This is a genomic window from Staphylococcus casei (assembly GCF_030294405.1).
Taxonomy (GTDB): domain Bacteria; phylum Bacillota; class Bacilli; order Staphylococcales; family Staphylococcaceae; genus Staphylococcus; species Staphylococcus succinus.
In genome coordinates this window covers 376,763-401,282 of record NZ_CP125718.1, presented here as the reverse complement: position 1 = coordinate 401,282, position 24,520 = coordinate 376,763, and the positions used below count along the sequence as shown (strand labels likewise).

26 protein-coding genes are annotated in these 24,520 nt (G+C 32.6%); 8 read left to right on the top strand and 18 right to left on the bottom strand.

Features of this window, described 5'->3' with window-relative positions; translation table 11 throughout:
• The first annotated feature begins 5 nt into the window (after positions 1-5).
• A complete protein-coding gene (locus tag QMO72_RS01750) occupies positions 6-272 on the top strand; it encodes a DUF488 domain-containing protein (RefSeq protein ID WP_103267030.1) in 267 nt (88 codons plus the stop codon).
• A 130-nt stretch (positions 273-402) separates the two neighbouring features.
• Here the strand turns inward: QMO72_RS01750 and QMO72_RS01745 are convergent, their stop codons facing one another.
• From QMO72_RS01745 to QMO72_RS01735, 3 genes are all read right to left on the bottom strand, one after another.
• Positions 403-981: a M23 family metallopeptidase gene (locus tag QMO72_RS01745; protein WP_103267031.1), complete on the bottom strand. Its 579-nt coding sequence runs from the start codon at positions 979-981 to the stop codon at positions 403-405.
• Positions 982-1,193: 212 nt separating this feature from the next.
• Complete coding sequence (locus QMO72_RS01740; protein WP_103267032.1) at positions 1,194-2,132, bottom strand: nucleoside hydrolase; 939 nt, start codon at positions 2,130-2,132, stop codon at positions 1,194-1,196.
• Between the two features lie 41 nt (positions 2,133-2,173).
• Positions 2,174-3,529: an amino acid permease gene (locus QMO72_RS01735; protein ID WP_069823103.1), complete on the bottom strand. Its 1,356-nt coding sequence runs from the start codon at positions 3,527-3,529 to the stop codon at positions 2,174-2,176.
• Between the two features lie 202 nt (positions 3,530-3,731).
• Between QMO72_RS01735 and QMO72_RS01730 the strand changes: the two genes are divergently transcribed.
• Both QMO72_RS01730 and QMO72_RS01725 read left to right on the top strand, forming a co-directional pair.
• Positions 3,732-4,691: a DMT family transporter gene (locus tag QMO72_RS01730; RefSeq protein ID WP_103267033.1), complete on the top strand. Its 960-nt coding sequence runs from the start codon at positions 3,732-3,734 to the stop codon at positions 4,689-4,691.
• A gap of 183 nt (positions 4,692-4,874) precedes the next feature.
• Entirely contained in the window at positions 4,875-5,438 is a 564-nt protein-coding gene (locus tag QMO72_RS01725; protein ID WP_103267034.1) for a TetR/AcrR family transcriptional regulator, read from the top strand.
• Positions 5,439-5,515: 77 nt separating this feature from the next.
• On the opposite strand, the gene QMO72_RS01720 is transcribed toward QMO72_RS01725, so the two are convergent.
• Entirely contained in the window at positions 5,516-6,316 is an 801-nt protein-coding gene (locus tag QMO72_RS01720) for a trypsin-like serine peptidase (protein WP_103267035.1), read from the bottom strand.
• 313 nt (positions 6,317-6,629) lie between these two features.
• Here QMO72_RS01720 and QMO72_RS01715 point away from each other — a divergent pair, with 313 nt between their 5' ends.
• Both QMO72_RS01715 and QMO72_RS01710 read left to right on the top strand, forming a co-directional pair.
• Entirely contained in the window at positions 6,630-7,571 is a 942-nt protein-coding gene (locus tag QMO72_RS01715) for an LLM class oxidoreductase (RefSeq protein WP_103267036.1), read from the top strand.
• 14 nt (positions 7,572-7,585) lie between these two features.
• Positions 7,586-7,819 (top strand): DUF896 domain-containing protein, encoded by a 234-nt coding sequence (locus QMO72_RS01710; RefSeq protein ID WP_103267037.1) that lies wholly within the window; start codon positions 7,586-7,588, stop codon positions 7,817-7,819.
• Positions 7,820-8,227: 408 nt separating this feature from the next.
• Here the strand turns inward: QMO72_RS01710 and QMO72_RS01705 are convergent, their stop codons facing one another.
• From QMO72_RS01705 to QMO72_RS01680, 6 genes are all read right to left on the bottom strand, one after another.
• Positions 8,228-8,536 carry an ArsR/SmtB family transcription factor gene (locus tag QMO72_RS01705; RefSeq protein ID WP_103267081.1) on the bottom strand — a complete coding sequence of 103 codons (309 nt, stop codon included), beginning with the start codon at positions 8,534-8,536 and terminating at the stop codon, positions 8,228-8,230.
• 394 nt (positions 8,537-8,930) lie between these two features.
• Positions 8,931-9,944, bottom strand: a complete 1,014-nt coding sequence (locus QMO72_RS01700; protein WP_103267038.1) for a zinc-dependent alcohol dehydrogenase family protein — start codon at positions 9,942-9,944, stop codon at positions 8,931-8,933.
• A 713-nt stretch (positions 9,945-10,657) separates the two neighbouring features.
• Positions 10,658-10,969 carry a thioredoxin family protein gene (locus QMO72_RS01695; RefSeq protein WP_286093264.1) on the bottom strand — a complete coding sequence of 104 codons (312 nt, stop codon included), beginning with the start codon at positions 10,967-10,969 and terminating at the stop codon, positions 10,658-10,660.
• Positions 10,970-11,208: 239 nt separating this feature from the next.
• A complete protein-coding gene (locus QMO72_RS01690) occupies positions 11,209-11,862 on the bottom strand; it encodes an HXXEE domain-containing protein (protein ID WP_103267040.1) in 654 nt (217 codons plus the stop codon).
• Positions 11,863-11,924: 62 nt separating this feature from the next.
• Positions 11,925-13,139 (bottom strand): MFS transporter, encoded by a 1,215-nt coding sequence (locus tag QMO72_RS01685; protein ID WP_103267041.1) that lies wholly within the window; start codon positions 13,137-13,139, stop codon positions 11,925-11,927.
• Positions 13,140-13,604: 465 nt separating this feature from the next.
• The gene (locus QMO72_RS01680; RefSeq protein ID WP_103267042.1) at positions 13,605-14,468 is read right to left on the bottom strand and encodes a fructosamine kinase family protein; all 864 of its coding nucleotides are present in this window, start codon (positions 14,466-14,468) and stop codon (positions 13,605-13,607) included.
• 273 nt (positions 14,469-14,741) lie between these two features.
• Here QMO72_RS01680 and QMO72_RS01675 point away from each other — a divergent pair, with 273 nt between their 5' ends.
• Positions 14,742-15,809, top strand: a complete 1,068-nt coding sequence (locus tag QMO72_RS01675) for a quinone-dependent dihydroorotate dehydrogenase (RefSeq protein WP_103267043.1) — start codon at positions 14,742-14,744, stop codon at positions 15,807-15,809.
• Positions 15,810-15,892: 83 nt separating this feature from the next.
• Positions 15,893-16,315, top strand: coding sequence for a universal stress protein (locus tag QMO72_RS01670; protein WP_103267044.1), 423 nt, complete (start codon positions 15,893-15,895; stop codon positions 16,313-16,315).
• Between the two features lie 122 nt (positions 16,316-16,437).
• On the opposite strand, the gene QMO72_RS01665 is transcribed toward QMO72_RS01670, so the two are convergent.
• Together QMO72_RS01665 and QMO72_RS01660 are read right to left on the bottom strand one after the other, a co-directional pair.
• Positions 16,438-17,241, bottom strand: coding sequence for a Cof-type HAD-IIB family hydrolase (locus QMO72_RS01665; RefSeq protein WP_103267045.1), 804 nt, complete (start codon positions 17,239-17,241; stop codon positions 16,438-16,440).
• A 59-nt stretch (positions 17,242-17,300) separates the two neighbouring features.
• The gene (locus QMO72_RS01660; protein WP_103267046.1) at positions 17,301-17,681 is read right to left on the bottom strand and encodes a VOC family protein; all 381 of its coding nucleotides are present in this window, start codon (positions 17,679-17,681) and stop codon (positions 17,301-17,303) included.
• A gap of 394 nt (positions 17,682-18,075) precedes the next feature.
• Between QMO72_RS01660 and QMO72_RS01655 the strand changes: the two genes are divergently transcribed.
• Positions 18,076-18,903, top strand: a complete 828-nt coding sequence (locus QMO72_RS01655; RefSeq protein ID WP_103267047.1) for an N-acyl homoserine lactonase family protein — start codon at positions 18,076-18,078, stop codon at positions 18,901-18,903.
• Positions 18,904-19,148: 245 nt separating this feature from the next.
• On the opposite strand, the gene QMO72_RS01650 is transcribed toward QMO72_RS01655, so the two are convergent.
• From QMO72_RS01650 to nikA, 6 genes are all read right to left on the bottom strand, one after another.
• The gene (locus QMO72_RS01650; RefSeq protein ID WP_069823117.1) at positions 19,149-19,562 is read right to left on the bottom strand and encodes a transcriptional regulator, SarA/Rot family; all 414 of its coding nucleotides are present in this window, start codon (positions 19,560-19,562) and stop codon (positions 19,149-19,151) included.
• Between the two features lie 200 nt (positions 19,563-19,762).
• On the bottom strand, positions 19,763-20,452 hold the full coding sequence (locus tag QMO72_RS01645) for an ATP-binding cassette domain-containing protein (RefSeq protein ID WP_103267048.1): 690 nt from the start codon (positions 20,450-20,452) through the stop codon (positions 19,763-19,765).
• The gene (locus tag QMO72_RS01640) at positions 20,445-21,224 is read right to left on the bottom strand and encodes an ATP-binding cassette domain-containing protein (RefSeq protein WP_103267049.1); all 780 of its coding nucleotides are present in this window, start codon (positions 21,222-21,224) and stop codon (positions 20,445-20,447) included. The genes QMO72_RS01645 and QMO72_RS01640 overlap by 8 nt, the downstream gene beginning before the upstream one ends.
• A complete protein-coding gene (nikC, locus tag QMO72_RS01635) occupies positions 21,217-22,038 on the bottom strand; it encodes a nickel transporter permease (protein ID WP_103267050.1) in 822 nt (273 codons plus the stop codon). The genes QMO72_RS01640 and nikC overlap by 8 nt, the downstream gene beginning before the upstream one ends.
• Positions 22,035-23,012, bottom strand: a complete 978-nt coding sequence (gene nikB, locus QMO72_RS01630) for a nickel ABC transporter permease (protein WP_199196642.1) — start codon at positions 23,010-23,012, stop codon at positions 22,035-22,037. Before nikB ends, nikC begins: the two co-directional genes overlap by 4 nt.
• On the bottom strand, positions 23,012-24,490 hold the full coding sequence (nikA, locus tag QMO72_RS01625; protein WP_103267052.1) for a nickel ABC transporter substrate-binding protein: 1,479 nt from the start codon (positions 24,488-24,490) through the stop codon (positions 23,012-23,014). The genes nikB and nikA overlap by 1 nt, the downstream gene beginning before the upstream one ends.
• Between the last annotated feature and the right edge of the window lie 30 nt (positions 24,491-24,520).

Genomic DNA, 24,520 nt, shown 5'->3' with positions numbered 1-24,520 from the left:
GGCATATGACTATCTATATCCAAAGGATATATGATGATGCACAAATTGAAGATATACGTATACTGGTTGATTGCGTATGGCCAAGAGGTATATCGAAAGATACGGCTAATTTTGATTATTGGTTAAAAGATATTGCCCCTACATCCCCTCTAAGAAAGTGGTTTAATCACGACCTCCAATTATACGCTGCATTTACAGAAAAATATAAAAAAGAATTATGTGAAAATGAAGAGCATAATCAAGCTGTTGTTTTGCAAAATTCATTTTACTAAAAGCATATATTTTAATCACAAGTGAAATAACAGATAATCACCGATTCAATTTCATCATCAATGATATTAACGCACAAATAAAGCCTTAGCATATCATCCAAGGCTTTATTTGTGCGTTAATTATTGTAAGCTAATAATCAAACAAACTTTCTTCTCCTTCAGGCAAACTTTCCACAAATGCTTTAGGATTTACTGCATAATCATTTCCTATGCCATCTTTCATACGTTGAAAGTGCAAATGAGATCCTGTTGTTTGTTCTCCTGTGTTACCTGAAAGTGCAATCACCTCTCCAGCTTTAACCTCATCTCCTACATTGACTTTAAAATCATTCAAGTGCATATACCATTGATGATAGCGGCCATTTGATTCTGCGATTTGTACTACTTTTCCTCCTAATTTATTATTAAATGTTCTTGTCACTTTGCCATCAGAAGCTGCCTTTACTGGTGTATCTTCTGGTAAATCATAATCAATACCGAAGTGTTTGCCATCAAAATCACTATATTGATATTCACCAAATGTTTCTGTCTCTCTACTACGATCAAAAAAGTCACTATAGGATGAGGAATGATTACTACGATCATCTCTTCGTTGCTCAGTTAAATTTTTATTTATACGCTCTTGTATGGATTCTAAATTCGTTATTAATAGCACAATAGGTACAATAATAATTATTAAAAGAATAAATGTTCTAATTGTATTTGCCACTATTTGAGTCACCTTCATATTTATTTTTTGCTTATTATAATATTAGTATAATTTTTATATTACTCTTTTGCTAATCATCTAACTCAAAAACCGCTCATACTTTAGTTGTATAAAATTCAAAATAAAAACAAGCCACTATTAATTTATTACAAATAACGTGGCTTGCCTTTATTTTTATCACTTATATTTCATCACTATAAGCATGGTTCCTCTTATGAATTATAACTTTTTAACATACTTTCCATCAAACTCCAAACACGCTCTACATCAACTGCTGTTGCAAAGTAGGCATTTTTTTCACCTTGCGTAATATGATTCAAATCTACAACCATTGTTCCATATGTTAATGCGCTCTGGTGCTCTATATCAATATGGGTATGCTGCATTGTAAATAGCGTTGGATCTAATAAATATAGTATGGTACATGCATCATGGATAGGACCACCATCCATATCAAAGTGTGTTTTATATGTTGATTTAAAGAATTCTAATAATTCTACAACAAATCGAGCAATTTGATTATCTATACATTTAAAACGGTCGATAATTTGAGTTGTCGCAAGCACTTGGTGTGTGACATCCAAACCAAAAACATTGATATGGATGCCACTATCAAATACACGTTTAGCCGCTTCGGCATCTACCCATATATTAAATTCAGCAGTAGGTGTCCAATTTCCAAACGTGCCACCACCCATAATAGTAATCGATTCAATATATTGAGCGATACTAGGATCTTTGATTAACGCTGTCGCTATGTTCGTTAATGGGCCTGTTGCGACAATCGTTACCGGTTCTATACTGTGTTTGAGCTGTTCAATAATCACATCGACAGCATGACTTTGAGTAGGTTTAAGCGATGGTACTTCTGGTAATTTCGGTCCATCCAAGCCAGTATCACCATGAATTTCAGAAGCAAAAGAAGCTGATTTAATCAGCGGACGTGTCGCACCAATAGAAACATCAATATCAGCCCTACCCATAACATCTAATACATTTAATGCATTTTTAGTATTTTTTTCAACTGCTTGATTACCAGCAACAGTTGTCACAGCTAAAATATCCAATGTACTTAACTTTGCACCAGCTAATATGAGTGCAATTGCATCATCATGCCCAGGATCACAATCCATTATAATTTTTTTACGCATCATCACCACTCCTACCTATCGTTCTATATTATTTCATCTTATTATTGTGCCGTATGTTTCTTATACTGGCGATACATAAACGCAAGTACAATCAACCATAATGGCGCAAAAATCACACCGATACGTGTTTCAGGATTTACGAGTAATACCCCAAAAATAAAGATGAAGAATATTATGATACAAACAGCCATATGCTTTCCACCTGGCATCTTATATTTACTTCGTTTATGTAAATCAGGTCGTTGCTTGGTGTATCTATAATAAGCTATTGTAATAAGCGTCCAGATAAAAATATTTAATACTGTCGATACTGTACTAATATATACAAACACTGTAGTTGCATTAGGGATGAAATAATTAAGCAATACAGCAAACATTAAGAATGAACATGTTACGAGTATCGCTGTAAGCGGCACACCTCTCCGATTTGTAACTTGAAACTTAGGTGGTGCTTGTTGCCTATCTGCCAAACCAAACAGCGTTCTACTATTTGCAAAAATACCACTATTACATGCGGAGGCTGCGGCAGTTAATACAACAAAGTTGATAATTCCTGCTGCAAAAGGTATACCAACTAATGCAAATAATTTAACAAAAGGACTACTTTCAGGATCTAACTCATTCCACGGAATAATAGAAATAATGACAGCAATTGCACCAATATAAAATATTAAAATTCTAAATGGTACATTGTTAATTGCCTTAGGAATTGTCTTTTCCGGATTTTTGGTTTCACCGGCTGTAATACCTATCATTTCAATCCCTAAAAATGAAAATATTGCCATTTGGAAAGACATAAAGAATCCCGATAGTCCATTGGGGAAAATCCCCCCATGACTATAAATATTAGAAACACTCGCCTCTCCATATGGTGTTTTGTAAGCCATGACAATCATCACAACACCTACAACAATTAATGCCAGTATTGTCGCAACTTTAATAATCGCAAACCAAAATTCTAGCTCACCAAATAATCTAGTACTTAATAAATTGAAACACATCAATAACAATACACATGCTAATGCAGATAGCCAATTAGGTATTTGTGGCCACCAAAACGAAACATATTTCGCAACAGCCGTTACTTCAGCCATTCCAGATATAATCCAAGTTAGCCAATAAGTCCATCCAGTAATAAAACCTGCCAAAGACCCTACATATTCATGTGTAATATCCGCAAATGAATTAAATTTCGTATTAGATAGCAACATTTCTCCCATCGCTCTCATAAACATAAACAATACAAATCCAACTATAATATAAGTTAACAATATCGATGGACCCGCTAAATGTATCGATTGCCCAGCACCTAGAAATAATCCTGTACCGATTGCACCGCCAATTGCGATCAATTGGATGTGTCTATTGCTGAGTTCTCTCTTTAATTGCTCTCCCATATATTCTACCCCTTAGATGTAAAGTACGCACATGATAATAAGTCTTTTTGTAACAAAATGTGGCAACATATTTAATATGACTTAAAATTACAAAGTCCCCCATCGTTTGTAATATGTATATTTATCTATAGTGTACCCTTGATAATATTTAAAAAACTGATAAATTAAAATTATTAATATTTTTTAAGTGAGGTGTAATTCAATGAGAGCAATTTTAATAGGTATTTTGGGAGCTATGTTTTTCTCTGTTACGTTTATTTTAAATCATGCTATGTCTGACGATGGTGGAAGTTGGATGTTTAGTTCATCACTTCGTTTTATCTTTATGTTCCCTTTTCTTTTCATTTTTGTATGGTTTCAACAGCGTCATCACATTATTTTATTACATATTAGAAAGCACTTTATGTTGTGGCTCTTATGGAGCACTTTAGGTTTTGTATGCTTCTATGTGCCCATTACATTTGTTTCCAGCTTTAGCCCTGGCTGGCTTATTGCCGCTACTTGGCAACTGACAATTATTTGTGGATTATTACTAGCACCATTGTTCTATGAATATGTCCAATATGAGCAACAGACCGTTAAAATAAGAGAACGTATTTCGTGGCGTTCAGTCGGGACTTCTACTCTCATGATTATTGGTGTTGTCCTCGTTCAGATTCCACAAATTTCTAATATTGAACTTCATACTTTCATTATCTCTGTTGTGCCCTTGATTATTGCTGCTTTTTGTTATCCATTAGGTAACCGTAAGATGATGGTCTTAGTAGATAATAAACTTACTACTATTGAGCGTATGTATGGTATGACACTGGTTACACTGCCCATATGGTTTATCATTTTTGGTGTAGGTGTAGCTAAAAATGGCTTACCTTCCTCTAATCAAGTATTACAAACATTTTCAGTTGCCATTTTTTCTGGAATCATAGCAACTGCACTTTTTTTCTATGCTACAAACTTAGTCAAACATAACCAAGGTAAGCTTGCTGCGGTCGAAGCAACACAGGCAACAGAAATTATATTCACACTTATTGGTGAAATGATTTTCCTTGGTCTGCCTTTACCAGATGCTATGAGTTTAATTGGTATCTCTTTAATTACACTAGGCATATTTATATATTGCTATCTAAATAGTTTGATTCAAGAAAATAAAGCTGATCTTTAAAATAGAAATCAACTTATTTCTAAAAATATAGTTCTATTTTATGAAACAATCACACTTATCGCTTAAATTTATAATTTAACAAGCGCTTCCTTCCAATCAACCACGTTGACATTCATCAAAGAAAACAAGATAATTTGTATGAATTCTATAAATGATGACTTGTTTGAAGGAGGTATGAAAGCAATGACGACAACACGTGTTGATCCACGTATTACAAGAACTAAAAAATTATTAATGGACGCTTTTCGTGAAATTGCTAAAGAGAAAAAAATCCATACAATTACTGTGAAAGATATTACAGATCGCGCTACTGTCAATCGTGCAACCTTTTACGCTCATTTTTATGATAAATACGATATTATGGACTATACATTATCGCAAACTATTCTTAAAAACTTGAATGACACTTTAGACATCGTATCTGAGCTCAACGCACAAACGTTATGTACAATCTTCATTAAAATCACTCGTTATATTAATGAAACCCATAATGAATGTCAGTTAAATAGCGATGCCTATGGCGAAGTAGTAGAAAAAAGAATAAAAGAAGAGTTAGAAGATATCTTCCTGACATTACTCGTACAAGAACATCCAAATGAAGATAGAGAAGCACTTGCTACTAGTGCAAGATTTTTATCGTGGGGACTATATGGTATCGCTAAACATTGGTTCCATACGAGTGACTTGCCTGCACGCGCTTATATTGATAAAGCATTACCCTTATTAATGACTCAAATATTAAAATAATATTCAAAAATCCCCTAAAGTACTGTTAATACTTCAAGGGATTTTTATATGTGGTTTATCATTAATTTTGTTTTGACTTATTCTTTATTATTGTTAATAAAGTCTAACACATCACCAGTAATCGCAACGGCATTATTACTTTCACCCTCTATACCACCATGATGTAATCCAATTACTTGGTTATTTTCATTAAATACTGGCGAACCAGAGTTACCACCATATGTACTTGCATCATAAGTGAGTTCTGTTCCTTGATTACCTATGATTTCCCCTGAACTTTCCCACATTGTTGCTAATGGTTTATCACCAGGGTAACCCGTAATCGTGACTGGATCATCTTTCGAAACAGTAGATGCGTCTTGAAGTGTCGCTGGCTGTACTACATCACCTACAGACTGTCCTTTATTATTTTCTTTAAAATGTACAAGCACTAAATCTGCAGAACCAGGATACGGTTGAACATCCTTTTCTGCAAACGTACCATAAGGGAAATGATTTTCATCTTGCGCAGCTGGTGCAAATGTCATATTACCGTCTGAAAGATTGGCAACATGTTTATTGGTTAGCACGGTATTTTTATCAATCACTACACCTGTAGCAATATTTTGTCCAAGGTTAATAAAGCCTACGGACTGGTAGTGACCTGATTGTGTATTTTCAATTTGATGTCTATCTTCGTTTGGTAATATAACTTTTTGAGAGACGTTAGATGGTTGATTCGTTTTATTATCATCTTGTTGTACTTCTGTAGATTGCGCTGGTTGCTTGCTTACTTCATTATTTTCTACATCTGCGTTGGCAAAGTGACTCCCTGATGCAAGTGTTAATAATAAAGCTAGAGATAATGTAACACTGCTAATCAATTTTCTTAAAAACATAAATAACCTCCAATTAAAAATAATTTGACTCTTTAAACTTATAGAATTTTCCGACAATAATCAAATGATAATAATATTTATCAATATAAATCCAATTATTATAAAAGTGTTCAAACATTAATATATAGAATTAATATCAAAGTATGTCTTTCTATTTTACTTTAAGCAACATAAATGACTATATGTTGTTTATGCAATATATGGCCAAGCATGTCGTTTGCGTTGTATGATAACTCAGTATACAATACTTCTATACAACACATGTTAGTTAGTTAATGCGTGTTGTTTAATCTTAAAGTTAGGAGGGATAGACGTGACAACAATTCAAAAACACAATGGTTTCAAACGGACTTTTCAAGATAGTCATTTAACTTTAGGGTTAATGCTTCCTTTTGATAATTCTGAACATGTCGCATTGTCGTTTGAAGATCAAAGTGATTTAGCACAATATGCTGAAGAACTTGGATTTACGAGCCTTTTTGTGCGGGATAACCCACTATACAGTCCACATTTAGGTAATGTAACGACAAACTACGATCCGTTTGTATTTTTAACTTATTTAAGTGCTAAAACTTCAAAAATCGCTCTCGGAACATCTAGTATTGTTGCTACATTACGTCATCCAATTCACATAGCCAAAGCTGCTAGTTCTCTTGACTTAATTTCAAACGAGCGATTATTGTTAGGGATAGCAACTGGAGATCGACCATTTGAATTTCCAGCATTTAAAGTTAAAACAGACCAATTAAAACAGTCATTTCAAAGCACCATAACTGCTTTAAATGACTTATGGCAAAACCATTCACCCCAAATTTCAAATGACTTATTTGAATTGCATGAGGATTCAGGTTTACAAGTACTACCTAAGCATAAACATGTGCCTATGTTTGCGACTGGTTATTCAAAACAAGACATATCCTGGTTAAAAAAACATGTTGATGGATGGATGTTCTATCCACAACCATTTCAACAGCAAAAGGCACTTTTACAAGATTGGCATAATAATGATTCATTCAAACCATTTATGCATCCCCTCGTCATTGATTTATCAAGTCATCCAAATGAACTTGTAAAACCAATTAAAGGTGGATATCGTTTAGGCCGAAATACCTTACTAAAAATACTACAATCCTATGAACGTATAGGAACTAACCATATTATGTTGCAATTAATTACAACAGAAAGATCATATCAAGATTTATTAACAGAGGTAGGGAATTATATTATTCCGCATTTTCCACCTCATCAATTATAGGAGGAAACCATATTATGACATTATTAGATAGAATTAATACACTCGCAAATAAAGAAAAAATTCAACCTTTGAGCATTGCAGAAAAACAAGAGCAACAAGCATTAAGACAAGAATATTTAAAAATGATTCGTGGACAAGTCATTAATACTTTCTCAACATTAAAAGTTGTAGATCCATTAGGTGAAGATGTAACACCAGACAAAGTGTATCAATTGCGTGAAGATATGGGTACACTAGAACTCAATTAATATATTGTTGTTACTGTAATCCAAGAATATATAACAAAAGGTAGGCCCTTATTTAGGGCCTACCTTTTGTTATAAGCAAATCATCCAGCTAATATTATAAAAAGCTATATCTTTGGTTTTATTGTATAATACATGGGTTTTTCAATTACTAAACAATATGCAATATCATTCCCATAATATTGCTATTTATTTTTCGAATCGCTTGAAATATTAGCTCATAAAAAGAAGTTAAATCAAGTGAATCCATAAATGACTTCAATCACCAAAGTGCCGGATATCATGCTTTTATGAGCCATTTTGAGCGTTGCTTATTAAAAATATTTTCTTAGATTGATCAAATGCTATATACTCTGATTGTCAAAAGAAAACTGCGTCTCTTTCTGACAATTTAAGCATCCGTCTCCTATATTATATCTCATGTCCTATCATCTCTTTTACTTGTTGGAATGCTTCTTCATTTCTTTTATAGTAAGTATACTTACCAAATCGTCGTGATGTTAATAATCCAGCACGTAGTAATAGAGACAAATGCTGAGACGCTGTTGACTGTGTAACCCCGAGCTTTTTATGAAATTGTGTTACACAGACCCCCGCTTCTTGAAAATCGCTAACTTCTGCTGGTTGTGGCGTAAAATGCTTTTCAGGTTCTTTCAACCATTGCAATATTTGTAATCTTGTCTCATTACCCAAAGCTTTAAAAATGTCTACTGGTTCCACTTTATTCATCAATATCCTCCATCTTTAAGATGCTATATTTAATTTTTACGATAATCTTCTCAAAATATTATCTATAAAAAATATTCACACATTAAACGTACTTTGTCCTATTCTATAATATTAATAAAAACAATATAGCTCAATATAAGATTTATTCCTTTATTTAGCATTATACATAAATATATATGAAAGAAGTGAGTTTTTGCTTCTATAAAAAATATCCTTATTTCTCTAACCATCACAAAAATTATCTACCATGATAAAATACATATACTATATGTACGATGCTTTCCTTCATTAATAAAATAAAAATGAGGCTATTGCCTCGTTTTTTAATTGTGAGACAATAGCCTATCATAAAATGTTTATTTATTTTATAAAATTTACTTTTGTATTACTCTGACACCTTAATAACTATTTTACCAAAGGCGCCACGCCCTAAATGTTCATATGCTTCTATTGCTTGATCAAATGAGTACACTGTATCTATGATAGGGTGTATGTTTAATTCATTAAACGCTTTATTCATATCTGCAAATGCTCTGCTATGACCTACATATATACCTTGAATATGTGCTTGTTTTGCTAATAAATCAAATAAATTCACTTCTGCAAACATACTTTTTAGAAATCCAACGACGTATATATGACCTTGTAAAGCAACAGCTTTGATTGAACGATTAATACTTTCTCCACCTACGACTTCAATAATGTGTTGTGCACCTTCACCATCTGTTAATTTCAATACTTCTTCTTCCCAATTAGGCGTGTCTACATAATTGATAATTTCACTTGCACCTAATTCTTTTGCTCTTTCTCCTTTGCTATTGCTACTTGTTGTGACAATAACCCTAGCACCTAAAGCTGAGGCAATTTGGATTGCATAAACTGATACACCACCTGTTCCTAGTACAAGCACAGTATCACCAGCTTTGATTTTTCCATACTCTACTAAAGAAAACCATACGGTCAATGCTGCGATAGGTAATGTGGAGGCTTCTTCATCAGATAAGTTTGAAGGTGCCATGACAGCTGCATATTCTTCTAATATCATATATTCAGCTAAGCCACCATCATTTGGTCCACCAACTGCTGTTGGTGCATAATCTTGACTTGGTGCACCATCAACCCATTTAGTGTATAAATGAGATACCACTCGATCACCTTTTTTAAATTTAGTTACTTCGTTGCCAACTTTCACAATTTCCCCTACTGCATCAGAAACTGGAATAAATGGTTTGTTCATTAAATCTGGTAAATAATCGCCATCAATAATTGACTTATCTCTGAAATTTAAAGATACTGATTTTACTTTCACTAATATTTGTCTAGGACCTGGTTCTGGTGTCTCAGTTTCTACTAATTTTAAATTTTCTAGTCCGATACCTTCTTTTCTCCATGCTTTCATAATACATTCGCTCCTTCTTTTTATTTACATTTAAACATTAAACGAAATAACGATATATAATTTTATGTGGTGTTATTCTGTAAAATCTTTAATCCTTTTAATAAATCAATTCATAACTTACGAAATACAGTCAATTACATTTAAACCACAAATCATTAAATCATTTTTGTTATATACGCATAATACATCGTCATTTAACGAATTGTCAATTCGAATGTTTTATATCTTTCAAAATTTCGTATTTTTATCAACACTAATCAAATAATGCTTTAAAATAATTTTTAATTCATCTCTTACATTTACTCTATCCTCCCAAAAAAACATTACGATAATATTTTTTTAAAATTTTAAAATTTTTTTGTTTTTTTAACATTATTCCGGGTATATTCATAATGTTAGCGGATTACGCTATGCGCACAGTCTTATCTTCAATAAATGTGGTTACAGCATTTTTGAATGTACTTTTACTGTGTATTTACTAATTTAAGGAGGTAATACATATGACTGATACAGCTATGCCACTATTATTAAAAATCCTAGAACTTCTAGAAAAAGGATTTTTATAATTCAATCGTTATTTCATAGATAAACTCTAAAGCATTACCTAGACCTTTAATTAACTTCTTGCAAAGTTAATTAGAGGTCTAATTTATTTAGCTCTAATTAAAAAACCCCGATCTTAAGTTTATTAAGATCGGGATGAGACGCTAGGATTAGTCTTCAATTTCATTTAGTTGTTTAATACGATACGCTAAATCTTCAAAGTCTATGATTCTCGCTTGTCTATGCATTTCTTTATTTTTATAAAATAAAATGACCACTGGGGAGGTAAATAGTGATAATTGACCAGCTGCTTCTGGTATTTCATTAATCATAATGTTTACACTCTCTACATTATAAGTTTCAGCTAATGCATTTACTTTAGGAAAATCAGCATGACAAACGCTACAATTTTCAGACATTACATATAATATAAGTTTATCTTTTGTATTTATTTCATTCAATAACTCATTATAATTCATCACTTTTTTCAAACTCATACAACTCCTTTTAACATCATTTTTATAGTATTAATTCCCCAAAATTTCAGATTACTTACAAATACTCACTTCAATCATCAATTCATTTTGTAATAATATCTCCTGAAAGTAAAATATATTGTATCACTTTTAATTTACATATTTATATTCAAAAAACCTGACAACCATTTAAAATGATTGTCAGGTTTTTATAGTTATGGTTCATTCCATTTAAATCATAAGTATTACTTTTTCAGCCGACTAAATTTTTCAACTTTATTATATTGTTCTATTTGCCAATGTGAAAAAGGGTATTTAGAATTTCTATTTTTTAAACTTTGCATAGGTATATTGATTGTTAAATAAACAACCACAAAATAAACTACAATAGCTATAATCCACGTTAAAATACTAATTAAACCGTGTTGATAAATATAAAATATATAATAGATGCTAATTGGTGTAAAAAGGATGACACTTGTCACCAAGCCAGGATTATACCAAGTACCCATAGCCTTATTTATTGAGTACCCATGCCCTACAAGTTGCATTAAGTTAAATATCATTGTAGCCAAACCTAACCAAATGAGTTGAGGAAAGATTAACGCTAAAATATAAAAAATATATACGCTTAAATTAATCATACATGTCGATAAAGCATTTGCAGGAAATCGTGAAAAATCATTTTCTTCTTTAAAACTTGCTTTATTAATAACAATAGGTCCGCCACCAGGTAAAATATATTCCTCAAATTGATGTATCGCCAACGCGATTAGACTATACATTAATATTACTTGGAGATCATTCAGTTGTTGATGCCCCCACAGAATCATATAAATTAACAGTATTACAAACACGACAATAGTGAGGTATTGCCATTTATTAGTCAAAAATTTCATCTAAATACCTCCAAGTTATTTATTCACTTTATTGAAAAACTTACCTTTTCTTATTAAAGGTATCAATCTGTGTGTCTGTATGTTTTTGAGTTAAATAAAATAAACACCCATACCACCAGACTGACTGAGGCAGATATTGCTAATACTGAGAAAATAGAGATATTCATTGTATTTAGCCCTGAGATGAGCACATATGATATTGGATCGAATCCAGTCATTGCTAAGAATATTAAACTCATCACACGACCTGTCACTTTTTCATCAGAGAATTCTTGTGCCATTGTGATAAATGGAATATACACAATCGTATACGTTAGACCTATTAAGAATAGTAAGAGTACTTGCCATATTACTGCATTCACCTGTGTGAATACTAGGAACAGTACCAGCATTAATAATAAAGTGAAAAGTGTTATCTTCCCACGTCCCTTTTTAAAAGTAATAGCGCTTAATAGTGCCGTTCCAGTCAACATCCCCACGCCTAAACTGGATTGAAGATAAGTTAAATTAATCGGCGTTCCTCCAGATGCTTCTACTAATATAGGAATACCTACACTTAATGCACCTAGTCCAAAAAAGTTAGCAGTTATCAGAATAATAATACCTGTTATTAAAAACCGTGAAGATTTTACATATCTAAATCCTTCAATAATATCTCTAACCGGCGTATTATTAGAATGCTCAACCGCACTTGTTTCTTTAATTAATGGAGGAAATACAAAAATTGCTGACAAGAATACAAAAATCAATGCCAAATAAAAACTCGTTGCTATTGAATAATGCTCCATGACGATTCCAGCGATAATTGGGCCAAAAATAAATGATATTTGTGTACCACCCTGAAATAGTGAATTCGCTCTTTGGAGTTGGAACTGTTCGACGACTTTAGGTATCAATGATGTACTCGCAGGTCCAAAGAAAGCATCTAGCATGCCAAAAAATGCAGCTAAAATCATCAAAGGTACAAGTGATAATTGATCATTAATCATTAAAAAGTAAAGAATGACTAGTACTAAAGCTTCTGCAATATTTGAATAATACATTATTGTCGTTTTTTTAAATTTATCAGCTACCATGCCACTAAATGTCATCATTATCAATCTTGGAACTGTGGCAGCTACCAAAATATAACCTAATGCCATAGAAGATTTTAATTCTTTTACAGCATACCATGTGATTGTCGTTAAAATTGTACTAAATCCAATCATCGCAAAAATACCTGCCAACAACATTAGCATGAACGTACGATTGAATATAAGTTTGTTAGATGTTTTCAATTTTTATCCTCCTATACGCTATTTAGACACCCCTTTATTTTGCGTCTAAAGTGTTTCATTTAATTATGTATAATTTTACGTTAGCCTTTAAAGACATAACCTTTTCAACTTAGTTTAGCTAAATTGATGAAATTATGTTCATCACCTATGCCTAGATTGTATTTACGATAACTTTACACAAGACTCAATTTCTCGTATATCCAATCTTTAAATAGCTTATTTATTACACTATTATTAAATTCATTTAATTAACATGTTACAAGTATAACAAATATATTTTTAGAATTAAGAAAATTCTAATTAAATATGAAAATTCCTTTAATATAATTCTAACAATATTATTAAATTATTTTGCTAAGATCATAATAATTTAATAGACTACTATATTAAACTTCAACTATTTTTACTTCTATACTTACACATAAAAATAGTAGCCTAACAAGCTACTATTCTTCATTAATATATTTAATATGCTTCTGTTAAAATTTTTTCCATTGAGCGATTAACACTCTGGTCGTACATGCTCCCAAATTTCAGTAAATGCACCATTAATAAATACAATCTATAAAATTCTATACGGGCTGGGGCCCCATGTGCTAAAGGGTAATGTTGGTTATATGCCTCATAAAACGCTTGTGTAAATCCTCCAAAAACAGTAGTGATCCCAATGTCAAATTCTCTATCCCCATATAACGGAGCCGGATCAAATAATGCTGGCGTTCCATCTTCTAAAAACATAACGTTTCCAGCCCATAAATCACCATGTAAAAGCGAAGATTTACTATTGTGCTGTTCTAATTTATCTACAATAATTGTTCTCACTTGGTTATACCGTTTAACATCTTCATCTGTCCAAAGACCTTGGCCGTGTAATTCATCTTTTAGATGATCTAAACGATATTCTACAAATAAAGTAACCCACTCGTTTGTCCAACTATTATCAAATGAAATGTTTCCACCTTCATACGGTAAATCAAAACCAAACTTTTGATTCTGTTGTTGTTGACTATGTACCTTTGCCACAAGTTGCCCGAGTTCACGCTGACTTCCTGTCGTTCCTTCTTGTAAAAATGTTAATAATAAATAAGCATCATCATGAATTTCTCCACTGTCAATGACTCGAGGTGCATTGATATGATATGCTTCAAATAAATCTAGCCCTGCTATTTCTGCTTCAAAAAATGATTTGTCTCTGTTACGTTGCACAAGTAAAAAATAAGTATCTTCTGGCGTTTTTACTTGAAAGGCCTCGTTTACATCGCCACCACCAACTGGAGATATGGATTCAATATTATCCAATGGAAGGTGTGCCAGCCATTGTTGTTTCATTTTTATGCCTCCATTAGCTTATGTCATTAAATTTATCATCCTATTGTTATTACCTTTTTATTACCAAGTTAATCAATATTGTCTTCTTTCATTTAATTAATGTGACACTTCTATAAATTCTATAAGTTTACTCTAGGCATACATTGTGTAAAATGCTAGTCTATTAAAGACATCCATTTCACAAACTTGTGACAGTTCATTGTGTAATGTGATTTATATACATATTTTCAAAAATAATAAATACTAAAATTTGATAAATGGAGCGGTAATATCATGTATAAACTCATTAAACCTATTTTATTTCAATTTGATCCTGAAAAAGCACACGGTATGACTATCGATGCATTAAAATTTGTTCAAAGACATTCAAAGTTATTACCTGTAGTTCGTCAGCTATTCCATTATGAACATCCAATATTAAAACAAAATATTAAAGGGATTCCTTTTCCCAATCCAATCGCACTTGCAGCAGGCTTTGACAAATCTTGTGAAGTGCCAAAAGCTTTAGAAAACGCTGGGTTCGGCGCCCTTGAATTAGGAGGTATCACACCTAAACCCCAACCAGGAAACCCTAAACCACGTATGTATAGATTGGTCGAAGATGATGCTATAATCAACCGTATGGGCTTTAATAATATCGGTATGAATAAAGCATTGAGCAATTTGCGCAAATATAGTTATAAGATTCCAGTTGGTTTAAATATCGGTGTTAATAAACTCACGCCTTACGAAGAACGTTACCAAGATTATATTAGAGTCATTGATACTTTTAAAAATGATGTTACGTTTTTCACTGTAAATATTAGCTCGCCTAATACTGAAAATCTGCAAAGTTTCCATGATAAAGATGAATTTTCTCAACTTTGTTCAGCTATTCAATCTTATAAAGTACAGCATGAGATATCTGTGCCTATTTTTATTAAATTAACTTCTGACTTAGACTTAGCTGGATTGGGACGCATGCTAGATTCTATTGTAGAGACATTTGATGGGATTATCTTAGCAAACACAACGCAACAACGTGATAATTTACATTCAACCAATCGTTCAGAAACTGGCGGATTAAGTGGCAGACCTTTATTTGAACGCAATTTAGAAATGATTAACTATACTTATAAAAAGACAAACGGACAATTTTTAATCATTGGTACTGGTGGCATATTCGATGCTGATGATGTGATAATGATGTTACGTCACGGCGCCTCACTTGTTCAAATTTACAGTTCTTTGGTATTTGAAGGTCCCGGATTAACTAAAAAGCTCAACAAATCGCTCACACAATATCTTGAGTCACACGGTTATAACCACGTAAGCGAAATTATTGGCTTAGATGTAAAATAGTTTATAATGTTATTAAAGAATAAGTGAGATATATTATTACTTTAATTTTAAAAGGGTATTTATATCATAAAGGAGGCATTATTATGTATAAAAATATATTATTGGCCTATGACTTTAACAATACGTTCAATAATGTACCTGAACAATTACTAAAATTGACAGAACACGCAGATGATGCAGAAATTACTATATTCAATGTAATTCCGGAAGGTGAACTGCAAACTTCTGTACGTTATGACGATAAACACTTTGAAGAAATTGCACAGGAAAAGAACGAAAAACTCAAACCTTTTGTAAAACAATTAGAAGATAGCGGTTTAAATGTTACAGTTAAATTTGCTACTGGTTATATTAAGCAGATGATTTTAGAAGAAATTGAAGAAAACAATTATGAAATGATTGTGATGAGTAATAAACGCTCAAAACCTGAACTCAAAAATGTTTTGGGGAATGTCACTCATAAAATTGCAAATCATGCTAATATTCCCGTTCTAATTATCAAATAGTCTATAAACACAAAAACTCAAAATCATTCAATCTTGGTCGCTGATGACTTTTATTGAAATAGATTTTGAGTTTTTTGTATAAATACTTTTTTAGTTAGCTATCATATGTGCCGCTACTCGTCTTACGGTTTCAAGTAAGTCTCAATAACTTGTAAAACACCTGATTCATCATTAGAAGGTGCCCTATATTTTGCAACTTTCGCAAGTTCTGAGCTACAATGCTCCATTGCGTAACTATGCTCAGTCAACGCTAGCATCTCTAAATCATTATTCGCATCACCAAATGCCAGTAGTTCATTATTTTTCAGACCCCACTGTGTTAGTAATGTTTGGATTGCTACCCCTTTATTTACCTCAGGTAAAATCAAATCAACACTGTCATTTCCACTTGTAACTGCTCTCACTTCACCTGCAAAAGTTTCTTCTAAACCTGCGATAACTTCTTTTACTTTAAATTCATCCTTAATTCTAAGTGCTACTTTAACGAAGTAATCATTTCCTACTTGCTTTAAATCTGCAACTTTTTCAATATCGTAATAATAATGTTTTATAAATTCAATAAATTCTTCACTACTATCTTGGTTAATATATGCAGATTTAATACCACTTAAAACGATATCGTTTACTTTATAATCATGAATGATTGTGTGCAGTAAATCTAAAATAAGTTCACGATCAAAGTAATGTGATGCTATAATTTCATCATTAAAATAAGTGACTGCGCCATTTTCTGCAACATACGTAATTGCTTCTTCTTTTCCAGAAAATATTGATCGCAACTGTGCATATTGATTACCACTTGCCACAATAAATTTTAAATTTTTAGCCATGAGTTCATTAAATATTTTTTCAAAATGTGCCTCATCAAATGTGTGGTCAGACCTTAAAAACGTACCATCTTTATCTACTGCAATTGCTTTAATCATACATACACGCCTTTCAAATTTAATTTTATAATATAAAGTACTATAAGACACATGTTGGTTTACATCGCAATGACGTTAAATAAATGACCATCTATATCACTAAACAAACCGCCATAATAGCCTCCATGTCTGGTACCACTTTGCAAAACCTCACCAGCCGCTTCTTTTACTAGTTTTAATAATTCGTCAACTTCTTGTTCTGATGATACGGATATAGAAACCAGTGCTTCATGCGTACCTATTTCTGATAGTTGTGCTACTTTTTCAAACTGACTATATTCAATTAACATAATGATTTTATTATCTTTTGTTTCAATACCTCTCATTTTATCTATTACGTTTTCTTGTTGCTTAATACCAAAACCAATTGATTCGAAAAATTTTTCACTTGCTTTAAGATTTTTTACAGGTAAATTGAGCCATGCTGATTGTATATCCATTTCACCACTCCTCTACTTTTCATCAAATTTATGTACTTCAATTACAGTAAAACATAAAATTACACATAAGTAATGTTTCTACCATTTATTTGACACATTATCTCTATTAAGTTAAAGTGTTCAACATCTTATTTACTTATCTAAAGTAACTTTGACATACTTAACTTAAGTTACAAAATACAATAATCAATGCAACAACTTATATCATGTCACGTCACAGTTCGTGAATGGTGAATCAACTACTATAAACATAACTAAACAATGAAATAGCATCATTTTAAAATCAAATTAAATGATGCATTGAGCGTGCTTTATTGGATACAAAAACGCATATCATTATAACTCTCGCGTTCACTGCATTTATTGTAGTTCCATTAAGGAGGTAATTAAATTAATGTCCAGTTCAATTAAAGTCCATGTCCTACATACTGGCTCAGTGATTGTTGATGAAGCTTTACCGTTCAACTACAAATCTAACCCACCTTTTGCTTGGACAGGTCTATTTAGGTCAAAAAAGAAACAAATGCGTTTACCGGTATCTATTTATCTTATAGAACACCCTAAAGGACTTGTCTTAATCGATACAGGTTGGCATGCAATGAATCGGACAAAGCCATTTAAAAACCTAGCTTTAGCCTATCCAATTTATAAGGCAGATTTACCTGAAGGTCAAGCTGTCCACGAACATATTGAGCAACTTGGCTACCAAGTTTCAGATATAGATTATGTTGTCTTGAGCCATCTACATTGTGATCATGCAGATGGTTTAAGGCATGTTTCAACTGCAAATCACATTTTAGTTAGCCAAGAAGAGTTAGATGCGGCTAATCATAATACAATCGGATATGCACCGCACCAATGGGAGAATATCAATATCGATACCTTTACATTCACTCATAACGGTATAGGACCCACAGGTAAGTCATTTGACTTATTCGATGATGGCACGATTGAATTTGTACATACACCAGGACATAGCATGGGCCAATGCGCGGCACGAATCAAAGCACATAAAGAAGATAATGCTTTTTTACTATTAGCTTCAGATGCAGCATATGCTTCAAAATCATGGGATTACGGTATTTTACCAGGACTCGTAAATAATAAGGAAGAGACAATCAATTCTTTAAATTGGATCAAATCTCAAGCGACCCATCCTCAATGCATTCAAGTCCTTGCTAACCATGATCCCGATATTAAACCTCAAATATTCAATTTATAAAATAATGTTCATTCTGGTTTAATCAGAATGAACATTATTTTGATGAGCGGATATATCATTTCCCCGGTTATATTAATCTACTATTTATTCTTGTTTCAGTTGCGATTAAACTCACTCGGAAATCATAATGTGTGGTTGCGATCACATATAAAAAAACTGTCGACAAAGTTATAAAACTTTATCGACAGCAACAACCTAAACAAGATTCAACGCTAACTATTCATATTTATTACAGTAATATAACATTACTTCACTTCCTCATTAGTCATAAGTTCTCTTACTGCATTAAGATTTACTTTATTAATTAGTTGATTATAAGTTTCTAATGCTAAGTCAATGACTCGTTTTCCTTCATCTGTTAAATAAATATACATTGCACGTTGATCTGCAGTACATTCTTGTCTAACAACTAATGGTTTCTCTACTTTTTCTATTCTTACAATAAGTCGTGACATTGCACTTTGACTTAAATCTATTATTTTAATTAAATCGTTAATTTTATATTTTTTACCTTTTGCTTTAAAAATTTCATAAAGTACATAAAATTCTTTCAAACTTAAATTATATTTTTCTTTCAACTTTTTTTCTATCATCATATCAATATAATGGACGTATTTTGTCACTTCTATCCAATTATCAATCTTTTGTTGTCTTTCCATCGCTTCTCCCTCCAATCACTACTGAAGTTCAGTGTGTTCAAACGACTTTTTACTTTCCCAAATCATAACATGTGCTACCCATAATTACCTTATTCATTGTTTATAGTTAAGCTACACCCTCGGGCGCATCTTTATTTTTATATTTAAATTTCAGTGTGATTTAACCTTATAGTTAACAATTTCAATCAGCAGCTATTTCATTAGTATATCGAAAGTAACTGCTTTGTGTAAGGATGACGTTGTTCATCAAATAATGCTTCCCGTTTAAAATCATCTACAACTGCGCCATCATTCATTACGATGATACGCTCTACAAATTGATTAAGAAAAGCGATATCATGAGAAATTACAATCATTCCTTTATTCGTCTTAGTATGATAGCCTTTCAATAATTCTATCATTCTCTGCTCTGCAATCACATCTAAACTTGCTGTAATTTCATCACAAATAAGCATATCGGGTTGCAACATGAGCGTGCGTATCATATTGAACCTTTGTAATTGACCTCCACTTAATTGATCTGGGTATCGCTCTAATAACTTAACATCCAAATGCATATGCTCCATTAATGATTTCGCTCTATCTCTAACGTCTGCAAACTTCCCATTTTGATAATATTGCATAGGTTCTTCTAGTGATTTTTGAATAGTATATTTTGGGTTAAAACTATCGTATGCATGTTGAAAAATAGGTAATAATTGCAAGCCATTTGTATAAATTTTACCTTGTTTGGGATGAAGTAATCCTAACATCATGCGTACTAATGTTGTCTTTCCTGAACCACTTTCACCTACAATACCAATAACTTCATTTGAATCTATTGTTAGATTAATATCTCTTAAAATAGTTGAATGTTTATAATTAAAATATATTTCCTTCAATTCAATCATATGCACCCTCGTTTCTCAACTGACTTCGGGCGTTAAATAGTTTCAAACTATATGGATTTATATTACCTTCTTTAAAAGCTGTTACATGGTTTGAATCTATGATATTCCCATGTCTTATAACATGAATCCAATCACTAAAATGTAATACATGAGATAAATTATGAGTGATAAGTAATAGTGTTACTCCGTGTACCGCTGCCAAATGTTTAATCAAATGCATCACGTGAAATCCTGTAATCGCATCTAAAGACGCTGTCGGTTCATCTGCAATGAGCAATTTAGGTTTCAACATGAGCACACTTGCAATTTGAACTCTGGCAAGTTGTCCACCTGACAGACTAAAACGATAGCGCTTCATAACCTCATCAGGATTTAAATCTACAGATTCCAATGACTGCCTCACTATTTGTTTGGCGATTGATTTTTCAACCTTATAATGGGCTCGATAAATCGCAATCAGTTGTTTACCTAATTTTGTATGATCATTAAAACTGTGTGTATAATCCTGAGATATAAAACCAATATCTTTTCCGAGTAACGCTTGCACATTAATCACATTATGGTCGTTATAACAGAATCGTTCATAATACATGTTTAACATATCAGGGACTTGTTGAACCATAGCTTTAGCTGTTAGGCTCTTTCCTGAACCACTCTCTCCGACTAACACGTTGACTTGACCTTCCTTTAGTGCAAGATTAACATCATGTATTAACTCAATCCCCTTATTATCCTTAATCGTTAAATGCGTTATTTCAAGAATGTTAGCCATCTCTATGACGTTCCCCTTTCAATAGTTGATCTCGCAACGCATCACCTGCTAAGTTAAATAAGAGAATCGTCACAGTAATTAAGCAGGCAGGCGCTAGTAATAACAATGGATATGAACTGATGTAATCCCGTCCAGCATTTAACATTGCCCCCCATTCAGGCAAAGGCGGTTGCGCACCTAAACCTAGAAATGATAATGATGAAATATATAAAATAATTTTCCCAAAATCTACAGTCATTAAAACAATAATAGATGGCGTCACCTGTGGCAAAAAGTGCTTGATGATAATTTTCCATGATGGTACATTAAATAATTTCGCCATTTGTATATAGGGTTTGGTTGTCTCACTGCTGACAATTGCACGTGTCATTCTAGTGTAGGTCATCCATTTAATTACTGTAATAGCTAAAACCAAGTTCCAAATACTAGGTTTAAAAAAACTTGCCATTGCAATCATTAATATAAATTCTGGAATGCTTAAGCCTATATCAATCACTCGCATAATTATTGTATCGATGATCCCTTTTTTATATCCTGCCATTAGTCCAAGTGGTACGCCAATACATACTGTAATCAACAAAGTAATCAAACTAATGATCAGAGTATACCTTGCGCCCATAATTATTCGAGACATTAAATCTCTACCATAGTCATCTGTGCCTAGCCAATGGGACAGACTTGGCATCTCTAACGTTTGATTTAGGTTTACCTCTAACGCGTTATGTGACGACACAAAACATTGAGCAATGAAAAGTGTAACGATATAACAAGCAAAGACATAGAAAATAATATGCTGTTTGTTTAGACGTCTCATAATGGTGCACCACCCTGACCATCGCCATTATTTTTATGTTGCAAATTCATATAACGTCTTTTAGGATCTATCCACAATAATAATAAGTCACTTATCGTATTAGCGAGCACTACAAAGCAACCAATCATAATGACTGCACCTTGTACGACAGGATAATCTCTCGCTCTAATACTATCTACAAGAAATCGACCAACGCCTGGAATTCCAAAGAGGTTTTCAATCACAACGGTGCCGCCGATAAGACTTCCTATAGACATTCCAAGTACAGTTATTATAGGTATAATTGCTGGTTTAAATAAATCTTCCCATAATATATAACGTTCTGACATACCTCTCAGCCTTGAAGCTTTCACTTCTTTGGACTGGTAAAGTTCAACTAAGCTCGAACGCATAAGCCTTACATAATAAGCACTCATACCGATACTAAGCGAAGTTATCGGAAGGATATAACCTGCAATAGAGTCAACTCCAGAAGAAGGTAATAAACCAAACTTTTGTGAAAAAATATATATTAGCAGCGTTCCTAAGAAAAATGACGGCATACTCACCGTGAAAGATGTCACCGTTCGTATAATTGTGTCTATCCATGTATGGTAATATTTAGCAGCGATTATTCCTAAAGGGACAGCTACTACAAACACCAAGATGATTGTACATAAAGCAATTACTAACGTGGTAGGTGTGTAATATATAAGTTCGTTAATCACTGGCTCACCTGTTTGGTAGCTCTTACCAAAATTCAATCTTATAATTTGTCCCAACCATTGGATATACTGTATGAGTATTGGTTGATTTAACCCTAAATTTTCTTTTGTTGCTTTGATTTGCTCATTAGATACATTTGCCACATCTAGATGCAGTATTTTACTAATAGGGTCTCCAGGCGTAAGTTTCATTAAAATAAATGTAATTGTAGAAAGGACAAATAATACAATAATCATTTGTCCAATTCTAGATAATATATTTTTTAATATCATTGTTTTTTACTAACCTTATAGTCGATAAGATAAATTCCCTCTGGTGCAGCTGTTAAATTTTCTACGTTTTTACTTAAACCAACGATATTATCATTGTAAGTAATGTAACTATTTGCTAAGTCTTTATTTGTAATATCTATGATTTCATTTGTTAGTCGGTTGCGTTCATCTTTATTCACTGTAGTATTAAAACGATTAATTAGTGCAGTTACTTTTTTATTACTATAACTGCCAGCATTAATAGCCCCTTCACTTTTATAAGCTTGATTAAAGAAGTATCCTGTATCCCCTCTTGGAATTGTACCGAAGCTATAAAGTGAAGCGTCCCATTGGTTTTTATCTTTTAAATAACCGTCGATGTCATCTACATTTCTTAAATTAATATCTATATTGACTTTCTTAGCATCCGATTGAATTACTTGTGCCATTTTAGGTAGCTCTGGACGTCCATTATATGTAGAAACTGTTAGCTTCAATGGGTGTGACTTGGTATAACCTTCTGCTTCCATTAACTTTTTCGCTTTGGCTATATCTTGTGTTTGTATATCTTGATTGTTTATAAAATCTAATTTCGTATTAAACGGCCCAGTTGCTGGTGTTGCATAGCCTTTAGCCACATTTCGAGCGATACTATCACGATTTATAACTTTATCAAGTGCTTCTCGAATAGGTTTTGTCATTTTATCACTTTTATGATTATACATAAGTAAGCCAGTCCTAAATCCAGAAACAGTTGAAACTTTTGAATTCTCACTGTTTTTTAATGTTGTTACTTTTTCAACTGGCACATCAGTAATCACATCTGCTTTACCTGAATCTAAATCACTTGTACGTGCATTACCATCCTCTTGATAAGTTACTTTAATATGATCTAACTTAGGCTTGCCTTGCCAATAATCATCATTACGATCTAATTTAATACTCTGAGATTGTTGATAATCCTTTATTTTATACGGCCCGGTTCCAACTGGTTCCTTATTGATATTCCCATCAGCTTTCGTATCATAAATTGCAGAAAAAGGACTTGCTAACTCTGATACTAATTCTGGATAGGGTGCTTTGGTGGTTATCGTCACTTGTTGTCCTTTTGTTGTAATTTCTTTAATCGGGAGTGATCCTTTAACCAAATCGCTTTTTTTAATACTCTCTTCTATGCTTGATTTCACTGCTTTACCAGTAACTTTTTTACCATTTTGGAATTTAATATCATCCCTTAACGTTAATTCTAATTGCGTTGGTGAAGTTTGATGATAAGACTTAACTAATAACTTTTGAACTTTACCTTCAGCTGTAGCTTTAAATAAAGCTTCTGCAGCCCCAACTTTCACTGGTACATCTGTATTGTATGGGGCAATTGATGTTGTTTTCAAAGGCAATTCAACATTCAATGTTCTTCCTTTAGATGAATTCCCTGCGCTACTACATCCTGCTAAAATAACTGCAGAAGTTGCTAAAAGTGCAAGCATTTTTTTCATTTATTCTCCTTCTTTCCAAAGTAATCATTG